13 protein-coding genes are annotated in these 14,707 nt (G+C 50.6%); 3 read left to right on the forward strand and 10 right to left on the reverse strand.

Translation table 11 applies throughout. The features are described 5' to 3' along the window. Nucleotides 1-34: 34 nt before the first annotated feature. From B9Y55_RS07455 to B9Y55_RS07475, 5 genes are all read right to left on the reverse strand, one after another. Entirely contained in the window at nucleotides 35-1,471 is a 1,437-nt protein-coding gene (locus B9Y55_RS07455) for a rhamnulokinase (protein WP_159448277.1), read from the reverse strand. Between the two features lie 5 nt (nucleotides 1,472-1,476). Continuing rightward, nucleotides 1,477-2,130 (reverse strand): L-fuculose-phosphate aldolase, encoded by a 654-nt coding sequence (locus tag B9Y55_RS07460; protein WP_085544742.1) that lies wholly within the window; start codon nucleotides 2,128-2,130, stop codon nucleotides 1,477-1,479. Between the two features lie 39 nt (nucleotides 2,131-2,169). Next, nucleotides 2,170-3,708, reverse strand: a complete 1,539-nt coding sequence (locus B9Y55_RS07465) for an FGGY-family carbohydrate kinase (RefSeq protein WP_200806649.1) — start codon at nucleotides 3,706-3,708, stop codon at nucleotides 2,170-2,172. An 18-nt stretch (nucleotides 3,709-3,726) separates the two neighbouring features. Beyond that, the gene (locus B9Y55_RS07470) at nucleotides 3,727-4,941 is read right to left on the reverse strand and encodes an MFS transporter (RefSeq protein WP_085544743.1); all 1,215 of its coding nucleotides are present in this window, start codon (nucleotides 4,939-4,941) and stop codon (nucleotides 3,727-3,729) included. Nucleotides 4,942-5,036: 95 nt separating this feature from the next. Next, nucleotides 5,037-5,966, reverse strand: coding sequence for an AEC family transporter (locus B9Y55_RS07475; protein WP_085544744.1), 930 nt, complete (start codon nucleotides 5,964-5,966; stop codon nucleotides 5,037-5,039). A 112-nt stretch (nucleotides 5,967-6,078) separates the two neighbouring features. Here B9Y55_RS07475 and B9Y55_RS07480 point away from each other — a divergent pair, with 112 nt between their 5' ends. Further along, nucleotides 6,079-7,467 (forward strand): phosphomannomutase/phosphoglucomutase, encoded by a 1,389-nt coding sequence (locus B9Y55_RS07480; RefSeq protein WP_085544745.1) that lies wholly within the window; start codon nucleotides 6,079-6,081, stop codon nucleotides 7,465-7,467. A 40-nt stretch (nucleotides 7,468-7,507) separates the two neighbouring features. Here the strand turns inward: B9Y55_RS07480 and B9Y55_RS07485 are convergent, their stop codons facing one another. Further along, nucleotides 7,508-8,539, reverse strand: coding sequence for a dipeptidase (locus B9Y55_RS07485; RefSeq protein WP_234986174.1), 1,032 nt, complete (start codon nucleotides 8,537-8,539; stop codon nucleotides 7,508-7,510). 663 nt (nucleotides 8,540-9,202) lie between these two features. On the opposite strand from B9Y55_RS07485, the gene B9Y55_RS07490 reads away from it, so the two are divergent. Both B9Y55_RS07490 and B9Y55_RS07495 read left to right on the forward strand, forming a co-directional pair. Continuing rightward, on the forward strand, nucleotides 9,203-9,964 hold the full coding sequence (locus tag B9Y55_RS07490) for an amino acid ABC transporter ATP-binding protein (protein WP_085544746.1): 762 nt from the start codon (nucleotides 9,203-9,205) through the stop codon (nucleotides 9,962-9,964). A gap of 7 nt (nucleotides 9,965-9,971) precedes the next feature. Continuing rightward, nucleotides 9,972-10,625, forward strand: a complete 654-nt coding sequence (locus tag B9Y55_RS07495; RefSeq protein WP_085544747.1) for an amino acid ABC transporter permease — start codon at nucleotides 9,972-9,974, stop codon at nucleotides 10,623-10,625. A gap of 36 nt (nucleotides 10,626-10,661) precedes the next feature. Here B9Y55_RS07495 and B9Y55_RS07500 read toward each other — a convergent pair whose 3' ends face one another. From B9Y55_RS07500 to tyrS, 4 genes are read right to left on the reverse strand one after another with little or no spacing between them, the layout of a single operon-like run. Next, nucleotides 10,662-11,594 (reverse strand): hypothetical protein, encoded by a 933-nt coding sequence (locus tag B9Y55_RS07500; protein ID WP_143340865.1) that lies wholly within the window; start codon nucleotides 11,592-11,594, stop codon nucleotides 10,662-10,664. 40 nt (nucleotides 11,595-11,634) lie between these two features. Next, nucleotides 11,635-12,513 (reverse strand): lysophospholipid acyltransferase family protein, encoded by an 879-nt coding sequence (locus tag B9Y55_RS07505; protein ID WP_085544749.1) that lies wholly within the window; start codon nucleotides 12,511-12,513, stop codon nucleotides 11,635-11,637. Beyond that, nucleotides 12,510-13,391, reverse strand: coding sequence for a glycosyltransferase (locus tag B9Y55_RS07510; RefSeq protein ID WP_085544750.1), 882 nt, complete (start codon nucleotides 13,389-13,391; stop codon nucleotides 12,510-12,512). The genes B9Y55_RS07505 and B9Y55_RS07510 overlap by 4 nt, the downstream gene beginning before the upstream one ends. Nucleotides 13,392-13,407: 16 nt before the next feature. Further along, a complete protein-coding gene (gene tyrS, locus B9Y55_RS07515; protein WP_085544751.1) occupies nucleotides 13,408-14,691 on the reverse strand; it encodes a tyrosine--tRNA ligase in 1,284 nt (427 codons plus the stop codon). Between the last annotated feature and the right edge of the window lie 16 nt (nucleotides 14,692-14,707).

Consider the following 14,707-nt stretch of genomic DNA (forward strand, 5'->3'; position numbering starts at 1 on the left):
TAAACATCGGTATTTCTCCAGGTCAACTAGACCGTCAATGACGCTTGGGCTCGTAGCGATGTAGTTTACAGGATCTTCTGATCACATCCCTCCCTTCGTCAAGGCCATCTACGACGCCTAAGGCCTGAAGCTGGCAGATCAGGTTACCCATCGTCGTCGCCTCCACCGGGCCAGCTAAAACCGTCTTTCCCGTGGCGTTGGCGGTCAGCTGACACAGAAGGGAGGCCTTAGTCCCCCCTCCAACGACGTTTATCCTGTCCACGACCCCAACGGTGTCCTCCATATCCCTGAGTGCGGTACCGTACCGAGAGGCGAGGCTATCGTAGATGGAGCGAGCAAATTCACCTACCGTTTCAGGAGGTTCTTCTCCTCTATCGATAAACCACGATCCTATGGCTTCCGGCATATTGTCGGGGTTCATGAATCTGAGGTCATCGGGGTCGAACAAGAAACGCCCCGGTGTGGCCGAGTGGGCTGCCTTGTGTATCTCGTCGTAGGAAAGGTCGGAACCTCTGTCCCTCCAGCTTCTCCGACACTCCTGTATTAACCAGAGACCGGCGATTATCCTGTGATATACCACCTTATCTCCTACTCCCATTTCGTTGGTGAAGTTCATCTCCATCGATTTAGGGGACAACTCCGGTCGATCAAGCTCCGTTCCAAGAAGGGACCAGGTTCCAAGGCTTATGAAAGAACTTCTGACGCCTTTTTCAAAGGGAGTAGCAGCCAGAGCGGAGGCGGTATCGTGCCCAGCTACTGCTACCACCGATATGCCCTCAGGAAGGCCCGATGCCTGCCTAAAACCTTCCTCCAGAGGACCTATGAAGGTACCTGGAGAAATAAGGGGACAGAGCAGACCGGAAGGCACCCCGGCCTTCTCGAGCAGATCGGGGGCCCAGGATCGACTTGATGGATCGAAAAATTGAGAGGTGGAGGCGATGGTAACCTCGTTAGCCATCTTCCCCGTCAGGAAGTACGCAAAAAGATCCGGCGGGAAGAGGAGGCTTTTTGCATGGTCGAATATCCAGGGCTTTTCCCTCCTGTGGGCGTAGAGCTGAAGAAGGGTATTGAACTGTATGAACATTATCCCCGTGCGGCGGTAAATCTCGTCTTTCGGTATAAGATCGAAAAGCTCGTCGTAAAGGCCTTCGGTCCTAGGATCTCTATAGGAGTGGACGGGAACCATGAGGTCTCCGGCCTCGTCTATTAGGCCATAGTCAACTCCCCAGGTATCTATGCCGACGGTGAACGGCTTGCCTTTAAGCCTGGTAGATGCCTTTATAAGACCTTTTCTTATCTCCTCCAGATCGCTCAAGACCTCCCAGTACCATCTCGCCCCAACCCGAATCGGCCGTCTCTCAAAAGAGTGGACCGTCTCCAGGGAGAGGCTTTCTCCGTCATAGGTCCCCAGAGTAGCCCTACCACCGGAACTTCCGAGGTCGAACGCAAGACAATGGACAGCCGTCTCCATCGGGATCATCTCTTCTTTGTCTGTCCGTAAGAGGCAAACTGCCTCTGAGTGCCCTCTATGGCCTCTTTGGGAAGTATAACCGGTTCCCCTGCGCTTTTCGCCAGTATGTAAAGCCTGGCCACGTACTCAACGTTCAGAGCAACGGTAAAGGCGGCTTTCATCGACCTGCCTAAGGCGATCTGACCGTGGTTAGCCATCAGGACGGCGTTATAATCCCCTATATTGTCCGCTACGTTTTTAGCGAGCTCAGGAGTCCCGTAGACCGCAAAGGGAGTAATTGGCACTCTATCCCCGGCGACTGCGACCATGTAGTTCACCGCCGGAAGGTCTATTCCTAGACAGGACACGGCGGTAGCGTAATCGGAGTGACAGTGCACTATCGCCGAAGCGTCAGGTCTAACCTTGTACAACCCGAGATGGAGTCCCCACTCGGTAGTGGGAACTAAGTGATCCTCCTCCACAAACCCCCCGTCCAGGGTCATAATGACCACGTCCTCGGGCTTTACGTCAAAGTAATCCATTCCAGAAGGGCTAAGGGCTATATAGCCCTCCTCCCTGTTAAAAACGCTGACGTTGCCTCCTGTCCCTGTGGTGAGATTGGCCTCCATCAGCTTTCTGCCGTACTCGACCACCTGTTCTCTTTCTTCCCTCAAAATCAAAGTTAACCCCTCCATTAAGACCACTTCAAGGCGGTCGATTTAGCTTTTCCGAGACAAAACTCCAAGGTCATGCATGAGGCTAGCGGTGCTCCTATAAAGATCAAGATACACTTTATGATAAAGATCGTAAAGTGGCTTTAGATCTAGATCGTTACCGATCTTTAAGGGATCACCGATCCACGATTTTATATCGCCGTGATCGGCAAACAGCCCTATGCCCAGACCGGCGAGAAAGGCGTCTCCGTAGGAGGCTCCGAAGGTCACAGGGGGAACAAGCTGCTCTATTCCACAGATATCGCTGACCATCTGGAGCCAGGGAAGATTTTTGGTTCCTCCTCCTACGGCTCTAAACTCCTCAGGGGCGGCCCCAATGGCCTCCAAAAGATCTACGTGGTGACGAACTCCATGACCGACCCCCTCTAAAATAGCCCTGTAAATATGTTCTCTTCCGTGAGAAAGGGTTAAGCCAAAAACGGTGCCTCTGGCCCCTGGATCGTTTATAGGGGTTCTCTCCCCGCTAAAGTAGGGAAGCACGATAAGCCCCTCCGCTCCCGGAGAGACATTAGAGGCCATCTCCGCCAGCCTGGAAAAAGCGGAGACCCCATCTCGGGATTCCTGGTCGACCAGATCCAGGGCGCAGTTATCCCTGAACCACTTGGTGAGGACTCCGGTGGTGGCCATTCCCGCCATCAGAGAGTAAGTTCCTGGGAACAGAAAAGGGGCGGACCAGAGCCTGGTGTCGGTCACAGGGCTATCGGTGACCTGGACCATAAAGAGGGTCGAGCCGTACATGAGCATCATCTGACCTGGCTCTACGACCCCCACCGAGACCGCCTCGGAAGCGGCGTCGGTCGCCCCGACTATGACCGGAGTTCCTACCGCAAGGCCGGTCTCCAATGCGGCCTCCTCGGTGACGTATCCAGCGATCTGGGAGGTCCAGCCTATGGCAGGTAGCTTGTCTATGTCGACTATAGAGGAACATAGGTCCTCAGCCCATCCTTGAGATGCAACGTCATAACATGGAACGTAGTTACAGGCTGTGTAGTGGTCGATCCACCATTCCCCGGTGAGCCTGGCGACCAGATAGGTGCTTCCTGTCCCTATTTTATGGGCCTTATCGTAGATCTGAGGCTCATTTTTTCTGAGCCAGAGAATTTTAGGCCCTACGGCCTGAGAGGAAAGGGAGTTCCCGCAACGGGAGAATATTTCGTCCTCCCCTATGGCGGAGTTTAACTCGCTTATCTCCTCGGTGGCCCTGGTGTCTATGCCGTAAAGCACGGCGTTTCTTAGGGCGACACCTTTTTCGTCCATAGGGACCATACAAGGAGCGATAGTGCTACAGCCGAAGGAAGCTATCTCGTCGGAGGATACGCCACTACCGTCCAATAGATCTTTTATCACCGACTTTAGGCCACCCCACCAGGCTACCTCAGGGTCGTGTTCCGCCCAGCCCTGTCTAGGTATAATCAATTCGTGGGGGTGAGAGGCGGAGGCTATTACCGCTCCTGAGAGATCGACCAGAACTCCTTTGGTCTCGCTGGTTCCAACGTCAACACCCATTAAACATTTCTTATTCAAGACGGATTCCCCCTAAAATCATCTGTTTCTGGAACATAACCCCTCGCCACAGGCTCCACCGTCAAGAGAACGAAATTCGCTATCTTTAAGAAAAAGGCACGTCATCGCCAACACGATAAAACCTATAGGGACAAAAGGGGACGAGATGATATTCATGTCCCTCAGATATCCTGCTACTAAAGGGCCTGCTATCATGCCGAGACCGAAAAATATGTTGTAAAGCCCCATAGTCCTCCCAGAGCCAAAACCCTTTCCCCTGATTGAGGCTATAGAGGCAGCGGAAGGAGATCCCATACCGGACCCTAGACCAAAGGCCACACCACCGGCTAAAAGCAAGGGGAATGAACCAAGTTGGGGCAGAATAAACATAGTAAAGGCCGACGTTACCCCTCCGACGAGAACAAGCCGATTCTTAGGATATCGATCGGCCATGTCCCCGGAAGTCCTCTGACAAAGGGCTGTCGATATGGAGACCGCCGATAGAACCGCTCCAATTTCCATAAAAGATAGGCCCATCTCCGTAGCCAAAAGAGGTACGAACATCAACATGGCCCCTCTACCTAAAGCGGTAGCGAACTGAAAAGCGTAGACCCTTAGCAGTATTTTATCGGATAGTAAAAATCGATAAGCGGACATCTCACCTTTATCCTCGGTAATAGAGGAGGAAGGGATAGACCTAGGTAGCCATAGGGCTATGCCCATCAGGGCTAATAAGGTCATAGCGGTCATTACCAAAAAAGGGGCCTGAGTTCCAATCCAATCGGTCAATAGACCGCTGATCAGAGGTCCCGCCCCAATTCCAGCAAAGAGAGCCATCTGAAGAGAGCCAAAGAAGTGGCCCTCCTCGCCGGGCTCTGCTACGTCCGACCCTATCGACATGGCGATAGGGACGACAAAGGCCGAGCCCATTCCGTTGAAAAACCTTATGGCCACCATATGCCAGGCAGAATCGACAAAAAGATAGGCCAAGGACGATATTGTGTATACCGACAGGCCGAACATCATCAACCTTTTTCGGTTGATCCGGTCCGCCAGAGATCCGGAAAATAAGGTGCAGCCCATACGGGATATTGAAAATGCGCTGAAAATAAGACCTAGCAAAGTCCCACTAGCCCCCAGTTTTACCGCGTACAAAGGCAAAACTGGGCTTATCACCCCGACACCCATCATGCAACAAAAAAGAGAAAATGAAAGGATCCCGAGGATCCTCCCGCTATAGACCTTCACCACCATAAAAACCCCTCCCCCTTAAAGGGGTACGCCCCCTTTATCTCTACTATCATACCAAAAAAAGGGGCTCTCGGAGGGAAAGTATCCAGAATAGGGAGCTATACTCCCATTATGGACAGCCAAAAAGTTATGGTAAAAACCGAGCACATAGTGGAAGTTACCACTACTTTTCCGGCATATTCACCGTCCATGCCCATACCTTTTGACAGAACAAAATTATTCACCGCAGCAGGCATAGCTGCCACCAGAACCGAGGTTTTGACCAACATAGGCTCAACGGGGAAGAACTGAAAAGCAAGAAGGGTCAGCAGTGGGGATAATATTAGCCTCACGACAAGATCTCCCCATACCTGTCTTATGGAGGATAGTATGTCCTCGACCACCAAAGAAGCTCCTAAAACTATGAGGGCTACGCCGCTTCCGATATTTCCCAGGATAACCAGGGTTTGATCGACCCAATGAGGGATAGATCCTAGTCCCGAAAAAGCCCCTGCGACGCCAAGGAGGCAGGATATCAACATAGGATTTCTTATCAGTCTTCCGAAAACCTGCTTTATGGAGCTCAGGGAAAGTTCCCCTGACATAGCGAACTGCCCCATGGATATGGATATAACCTGATATACCACGAGAGACAGAGCTAGATATATACCGTAACTCTCCAGACCAGCCTCGCCGAGAGCGATGGTAACGGCGGGAAGTCCCATAAAAACGTTATTTCCCCTTACGGAGGTTAAGACCGATACCGCAAGTTTTTCCCTAGGTAGCTTTCTGCTTTTAGCCAATCCCCAGGAGATAAAGGGCAAGACCACGAACACACTGTAAACAGCGCACATGAAAGGTAGGTTTGAGAAAAGCTCCGGGTCAACTCTTATGGTGGAACGGAAGAGAATAGCGGGCATAGCTACCCAGTAAAGAAGCCTGTTCATCTCGTCTAATCCAGAGTAGGTCACTACATCTCTGTATCTTAGATACCACCCTATCGCCATAACTGCCCCAAGGGGCAAAACGATGAAAAACGCACTGATCATAAAAAAACCCTCCTAAAAATCCGTCGTTTCATATTCCCCCTCGACGGGAAGCGATGAAGTGAACTATACTGTAGGCTAAAGGTATAAAAATAAAAATAAGGAGTGACAGCCTATGACCGTCCCAGCGAATATATTCAGAGAGTACGACATCAGAGGCATGGCGGATACGGATCTATCCTCCCCTAACGTCCAGGCCATAGCCAGAGCCTACGGAACTTACCTGAAAAGAAAGGGAATAAATAAGGCTTCCGTAGGAGGAGACGTTCGCCAGTCCACCGAAAGAATAAGCAAAGACGTAATTAAAGGACTCAGAGAGACCGGCGTGGACGTCATAGATATAGGCATAGTTACGAGTCCCTTGCTTTACTGGAGCCTATTCCACCACGACCTCAACGGTGGAGTTATGATAACCGGCAGTCACAACCCGAAGGACATGAACGGCCTTAAGCTGGCTTTCGGGAAGGCCACTCTCTACGGGGAGGAAATCCAAAGGATAAGGGAAATGGTGGAGAAAGAGGATTTCGACCTGGTATCAGAACAGGGATCGGTAAAGAAAGAAAACCTTTGGGAACCCTATTTATCCATGTTGAAGGAGAAAATCGTCCTTGGACCTAGAAAGCTAAAGGTAGTAGCCGACGCAGCCAACGGTACCGCAGCCCTCAAGATCGTGCCCTTCCTGGAGAGTCTTGGCTGCGAGGTCATCCCCCTTTACTGTGAGCCCGATGGGACCTTCCCTAACCATCACCCAGATCCTCAAAAGAGGGCTAATATGCAGGACCTCATAGCCAAAGTAAGAGAACACAAGGCGGATGTGGGATTCGGATTCGACGGCGATGCGGACCGCATCGGGGTCGTGGACGACTCCGGCGAGATAGTCTGGGGAGATATCCTCATGGCTCTCTACTGGCGAGAGATCCTCCCTAAAAACCCTGGAGCCACGGCGATCATAGAGGTCAAGTGTTCCCAGGCTCTGGAGGACGAGGTTAGAAAACTCGGCGGAGTTCCTCACTACTATAAGGCCGGACACTCGCTGATAAAGGCGGAGATGAAGAGGATAAACGCCCTTTTCGCCGGTGAATACTCAGGACATATTTTCTTCGCCGACGAATACTACGGCTTCGACGATTCGTTCTACGCCGCTGGAAGACTGCTTCGGATCCTGTCCTACAGCGATATATCCCTCTCTGAGATGCTGTCGGATATTCCGGTATACCACCACACCGAGGAAATAAGGGTGGACTGCCCGGACGAGAGGAAATTCGAGGTCATGGAGGGCATCACATCCAAAGCTCTGGAGGAATACGACGCTATCACCGTCGACGGCCTGAGGATCGTCTACCCCGACGGAAAGGGGTGGGGTCTCATCAGAGCATCCAACACCCAGCCGGTTCTAGCGACCAGATGTGAGGGTAGAACACCGGAGGACCTGGCCTTCATATCGGAGGACATCAGGAAGAGGATCGTAGAGGCTGGACTGCCCGACTTCCAGTGGACCTACTGATGTAACACATATAGCAAAATAGGGATCCCTCAAGGGGTCCCTATTTTAGTATCCGTCTATAAAAGCGGGCGAAGTTTTCACCTGTAACCATAGCGACCTGGTCTTCCGAATACCCTCTCATGAGGAGTTCGGTGGAAAGGTCGATGGACTGGTTGTATCCCGATATACAGTCGTAGCTGGAGCTGCCTGAATTAGTTCTGAACATATCGCAAAAATCGAAACCCAAACCGACATGATCTATACCGACTAGATTTTTTATGTAGTCCACGTGGTCAGCCAGGTGTCTCGCCGTAACAGGACCGACTTTAGCCTCATCTGCGACAAAGGTGCTACAGGAGTTCATCCCCATAACCCCTCCTCGCTGGGCAAGGGCGACTATCTGTTCATCGGTAAGGTTTCTCATTGTTCCCATCAGAGAACGACAGTTCGAGTGGGAGGCGATAAAAGGGCCTTCGTAAAAACTCAGAACGTCCTGAAAACCCTCGTCGTTGAGGTGGCTAACGTCTAGAAACATCCCAAGAGAGGATATTTCGTCCAGCAACCTTACCCCAAAGTCGGTTAGGCCCCCTTTTTTGCCTTCCCGCCTATGGGAGAAAAAACACCCGTCGCCGGCGTAGTTCCTTCTACTCCAGACAAGCCCAACCCCTCTGACTCCGAGCTCGTAGAAGATCCTCAACAGCCCTAGGTCGTTGGAGATAGGCTCAACTCCCTCAAAGGAGAGGACTATCGCCAGTTTCCCTGTAGAGCGGGCGGACTCGACCTCATCCCAAGTACGGCAAAGAGCCAAACTATCCCCTGACTCATCTACTTCCTGGTGTAACGCACCGATCTGGTCCAGAGCCCTACGAAGGGCCATGTCTGGCACATATCTGTCGCTCACGAAAAGAGAGGACACCACAACGTCCAGACCGGCTTTTTTCATAGAGGGCAGATGGTCCTCCTCTATGACACGATGCCTGCCTTTTTCCCTTTTCTCCAAGACATCGACCAAAAGATCAAAATGGGCATCTAAGACCAATCGAGATCGATGAAGTTCTCTCGCTATAGCCATGCTATTTTCACGTTTTTTCAAGCTATCTCCTCCAATCGCACTCGTCGTGGTGGGTGTTCTGGAGAGGATTATAACACCGCAAAAAGAAGCGAGGAGGATCAAAAGATCCTCCTCTCGTTGAACTTATTAAGGTAGTTTTGCATTTATGCATCTTCGCCGTTCTGTAACATCAGTGCGGTCCTGCTATGACGCCAGTTGTCTGATCGTTCGATGGACCTCACCCCTCTCGGTAGTAAAAAGGCCGGGACGCCACGTTGCGTCTCCATATCTCTCAATCGCATCAACCTTTGCAGTTACTTCAAGTTACACCGACAATATACTCGTTGACTGTTGACTGTTGACTGTTGACTGTTGACTGTTGACTGTTGACCTACCCCGATCTCATCGAATCCATGCGTCCCGGCCCAATGGAGGGTCTGTTGCCGTCGGGGAAGGTGTTGCCCTTACTCCCTCCGTCTGAGCCCATTCTACCGCCGAATGGCAGGACAGACAACCACGACTAATGGGGATGGGAACTATATAATCACTCAGATAGCACTTTAACTCGCAATAACAAGTGTTTTTGCAGGATATCGTTTGACTCTAGCATCAGAGCTTGCAAATATACAAGATCTGCTATATCATTCTAGCCCAGTGTCCTTTAGTTGATGGGCCTCAAAAAACATAAACAGGAGGTAATTCAAGATGGACATTGCCATCAAGGTAAATGACCTACACAAGTCTTTTGGAAAACTCAACGTCCTAAAGGGAGTCTCCCTTGATGTAGCAGAGGGAGAGGTGGTCTCTGTAATAGGCCCAAGCGGATCGGGGAAAAGTACCTTAGCTAGATGCATCTGCCACTTAGAGGATATCGATCAGGGAGAGATATATCTCTACGGAAAAAGAATAGATAAAGGTAACCTGTCGTGGAAGGAACAATCCCAGCTGGTTGGAATGATTTTTCAGCAGTTCAATCTATTCCCTCACTTATCGGTTCTGGAAAATATAACTTTATCCCCGATAAAAGTCCGTGGGATATCGGGGGAAAAGGCCAACGAAGAGGCCTTAGAATTACTCTCTAAAGTCGGTTTAGTCGACAAAAAGGACTCTAGGCCAAGCGAATTATCAGGAGGACAACAACAGAGAGTAGCTATAGCTAGAGCGCTGGCTATGGAACCAAGGATCATGGTTTTCGACGAGCCCACAAGCGCCCTCGATCCAGAGCTAGTGGGAGAGGTCCTAGAGGTAATAGCTGACCTAGCTAAAAGCGGCATGACGATGGTTATTATAACCCATGAGATGTCTTTCGCTAAAGATGTTTCCGACAGAGTTATTTTTATGGCGGACGGCGTTATCGTGGAACAGGGAACACCTGAAGAGATCCTGGGAAAGCCGAGGGAGGAGAGGACTAGATCCTTCCTTCAAAGGATGCTTTCTCACTCAATAAGGGATAAAGAAGGGCAGTGATTAAGGGATGGACCTTGATTTTTCGATCATAACACCTTACATACCTATGATTTTGACAGGCGCATGGTTTACCGTAAAAGCATCCCTATGTAGCGTAATAATAGGGTCTTTTTTCGGTCTTATCGTAGGAGCTCTTAGGGTGTTGCCATTTGCTCCTGCTAGGGCCTTGGCGGCTACCTATATATACGTCATAAGAGGAACACCGCTGCTTATTCAGCTTTTCCTGATATATTTCGGCCTTCCTTCTCTAGGGATTAATCTTCCCGCCTTCACCGCAGGGGTCATTGGATTGTCGATAAACTCCTCAGGGTACGTAGGAGAGATAGTCAGAGGGGGGATAGAGGCCGTCCCCAAGGGACAGTGGGAGGCCTCAAGGATCCTAGGATTGTCCTACCTGCAATCGATGTGTAAGATAATACTACCTCAAGCGATCAGAAACATGCTCCCAGCTATAGGGAACGAATTTGTAACTTTGATAAAGGAGTCCTCGCTTCTGTCCACTTTGGCTATAACCGAGCTGACCATGGCAGGACAGCAGGTTAGAAGCGTAACCTACGCATCTTTTGAGACTTTCATAGCGGTTGGAGTTGTCTACCTATGCCTGACCAGCTTTACAAGTCTAGCCCTACAGCTGATTGAGAGTCGTTGGCAAACTAACTAAAAAATCGAGCCCACAGGATATCCTGTGGGCTCGATTTTATATTATGTCGATCGGCTCCTTAATGGTTAGAGGAAGTCGGTAACGCTCCATCTCCTTCGATGCCTCAAGAGAATCGAGGTACCCCCAGGACAGTATGACTATCTCCTGAGGCCGAAGACCTTTTCGCTCCTTCATGTCCTCCCACAGAAAAAATGGGAAATACATCCACACCGAGACGGGAACCTCTCCAAAAGGCCTCTGCCCTTCAAATCTCACTAGATAGCCAGAGTCCCCTCTAAAAACCACCGATCCGCTTTTTTCGAGGTTCATCCTCTTCAGCTGCTCCGGTTTAAACAGCAGAGCCTCAAGCTCTTCGACCCCTTTGTTGCCTGGAAGATCTCCTACGGAGACCCACATTTTGGGAAGAGACGAGTCATCGCCGAAACTGTCCATACACCTTCTAGTCCAGGTTTTCACCCTTCCAAGCATAGAGTAATCCCCTAGCACCAGGGCTTTTCTGACCCCCCAGTAAACAAGCCTGAGATTGCCTAGTTCATCCAATCTGGATAGAAAGGCTTCCTCGTCGTTACATGAGGTATCGTAGGGAAGAAGAGGCTTGTCGCCGTAAAATCCCTCAAGGACGGAGATAGTATCCTTATGGTTCCCAGGAGGGGGGAGGTGTCCGATCAGTTGTGAACGAAGCTCAGAGGATATCTGACTGCCGACTACGACGGGAAAACCATCTATATCCAGACGAAAGGGTATACCATCGTATAGGAATACCTCGTTCCAGCTGTCGGGGTCGCCGTTTTTACCGCAGAGCCATTTTTCATAGGCTCCGTTATGGGCAACGCCAACCAAAGTTCTGTTATACGGCATCAACAGAACCACTATAGGCTTCTTCACAGGGATATCCCCAATGGCTGCCCGGTCGGGCAGCCTGACTATGTTCCCTTTGCTCATAAGCTCGTAGACTATCATTCTGCCCACCTACCTCTCCTAAATAGAATACCACCTATTAGGGGTGTTTTCAAATAACTATCGACTCCGGCGGGACGGTCTTCCACCTTCGATGCATCCAAAGCCACTCCTCAGGGCATCTCAATACCATGGTCTCGAGGGATTTATTGACTTCATGGCACAATTGGTTTATTTTTTCCCCCTTAGATCCAGATTCAGGGGGCAAAATCGGGGGATCTACTGTTACCCTATGCCGAAAGGGGCAGATTCTCTCTATGGAGACAGGGACTATAGGCACGTTTGCCAGAACTGCGATAGAAGCAGGACCACTGGGCATGGTACATGGTCTTCCTAAAAAAGAGACCGGCACACCGGAAGGACCACCGTCCTGATCGGCAACTAAGCCGATAAAGCCTCCTCGAGAGGGTAATCTGATCATCTCTCTAAGCCCAGAGGCCTCTTTTCTCAAGGTCACAAGTCCAACCTTTTTACGATACTCCTCCATAAGCTCCGCTAGTTCTCTATCGTTAGGGTCTCTGACCGCAGCCTGAAGGGGGTAACCGCTCTGACACAGCCAAGCGGACAAAAGCTCCCAGTTTCCTCCATGGCTAGCCAGTATTACACATCCTTTTTTATCGGACACCAAGCTATCCAAAACGTCCTGACCTTCCACATCGACAACCCAACGAAGAGCCTGAGATGGATCTTTGAGAAGGGCCAGATACTCGACTGTCATCCAGCTAAAATGGTCGTACATCTTTTCTAGTATAGACCTGTGCCATTTGGGAGTTTTATCCGGAAATGCCAGAGATATATTCTCAAGGGCTACAGATCGTCTCGGCGATAGAAGGCCTAAAATTCCCCTTATAGCACCGTAGAGCATCTTCCCTGCGATCCCCGTCGACGCCAACGATCTTACCGCTTCCATAGAGGCTCTTTTTAAGGTCATTGGGTGGAGCCTGTTACGGTTCTGTAGATAGACTGAAGAGATTCCGCTGAGTTTTCCGATGTAAAGTGCTCAGAAAGTCTATGCCTTGCCGCTGCCGCCGCAATCCGTCCGTTTTCCCCCGATAGAGATGTCTTATCTGTGAGATAACCATTAACACCAAGCAGATCGTCCAGCAGTGGAGACCATGGTGCTAAAGTAGGAACACCGTAGAGAGAGGCAAAACCCGCAAGGATAGCCGAGGACAGGTCCACTCCGGGCAGGACGAGAAGCCTTGCCCTTCCCGCCAGAAGCCTTACCGCATCGCTCTCGTCAACCGTACCGCCGGGAACAGGCAGAGCACCGGTCTGGTCGGAAAGCCTTACCAGAGGCATCCCTATTCCCCTCTGAAGGCTCTCCAAAATAGACCTGTCGGGACGAACCGAGGAGGAGGGAAAGACGACCATAGCTATAGGATCCCCCTTATCCTCACCTGGCTTTCCCCAAGAGAGATCTCTCTCAAACGCAGGAGTCCAGGCATTGCGCTCGGAAAAAAGTCCCGTTCCCGCAAAAATTGCCGGATGTCCCTGCCATTCCTCGTCGCTCCCCTTAAAGGAGTGTACCGTGGTGGCTCTAGCCCTTACGACAGGCCACCATTTAGGGGCCTGTCCCCACAGGTGCCAAAGCCGACCTCGAAAAGCCACGGACATAGCCCTGTCAAATCCATCTAGACCTCTCCAGGAGATGACATCGGCAAAACCACCGGGGAAGAAACCCGACTGGGATATCACCGTCAACCTTATCCCGGAGGAGCTAAGCTGGCGAGCCACAAGCCCGAGAGACATAATGTCCCAGGACCTCAAAGACCGCGATAAAAACCAAACCCATCCGCTAGGCTTCATCTAAAACGCCTCTTTTCTATTCTCCGTGGCGAAGGACGAAAAACCTCTTCTTCCCTACCTTTAAAAATACATAACCATCCTGCAATAGAGAGTTTTCATCTAATTCGTGATGTTCGTCGGATATCTTTGTGCCGTTCAGGGAGACTCCGCCACCTTTTATCAACCTTTTAGATTCCCCTTTACTGGACGCTGCCCCAGCCTCTATCATCAACTCTGCCAGCGATATCGGCATCGGTTGGTTGATTTTGGAGAAAGGGGCCTCAGACTCAAGGGTTTTCATCATCTCAGGAGAGAGATCCTTTACGTCAAAATCGCCTCCGAAAAGTATATCGCTGGCCCTTTTTGCCATATCGGCGCTATCCGAGCCATGAACCAAAGAGGTTATTTCGTAAGCCAGGATCTTTTGGGCCTCCCTTCGTTCTGGCGAAGAGGTGTGCCTACCCATTATCTCGGCTATTTCCTCGAGAGGCATAAAGGTAAAAAGCTTCATGAGCTTTTCTACCGCCGAATCCTCGCTGTTTATCCAGAACTGGTAGAAGCGATAAGGAGATGTTCTTTCCTTGTCCAGCCAGACCGCTCCACCTTCGGTTTTCCCGAACTTCGTCCCGGAAGACGTAAGCAGAAGAGGGTTTGTTCCTCCGTAGACCTGCTTACCATCTACTTTTCTAATTAGCTCTATACCGGAGACGATGTTGCCCTGCTGATCGTTTCCCCCCATCTGGAGCTTGCAACCGTAGACCCTGTTTAGATGTAAAAAGTCGTAGGCCTGGAGCAGGGTATAGGAGAACTCCGTAAAGGAAAGGGTTTTTTCTGGATCGTTTATCCTTGACTTTACGTGTTCCTTGGCGATCATATAGTTTACCGAAAAATACCTGCCTACATCCCTGAGGAAGTCCAGAAAAGGGATATCCCCCAACCAGTCGTAGTTGTTCAACAGCACCGCTGAGTTCTCGCCACAGTCAAAGTCGACAAAATGGGCGAGCTGTTTTTTTATGCCAGCCACGTTTTCCCTTATGATGTCTATGGAGAGCAAGTTTCTCTCTTTGCTTTTTCCAGAGGGATCTCCGATCATTCCGGTTCCCCCGCCAGCTAAAAGTAGGGGCTTATGCCCTAACTTCTGGAGCCACGCCAATCCCATCAGTGGGATAAGGTGTCCAACGTGAAGGCTATCGGCGGTAGGGTCAAATCCCACGTATGCCGTCACCCTCTCCTCCTGAAAAAGCTTTTCCAGCTCATCAGGATGGCTGCACCAATCGATGTAGCCTCTATCCCTGAGAATTTTGAGTCCACCTTGTTCCATAATTACAGCCTCCAAA

This window comes from Dethiosulfovibrio salsuginis, assembly GCF_900177735.1.
Classification (GTDB): domain Bacteria; phylum Synergistota; class Synergistia; order Synergistales; family Dethiosulfovibrionaceae; genus Dethiosulfovibrio; species Dethiosulfovibrio salsuginis.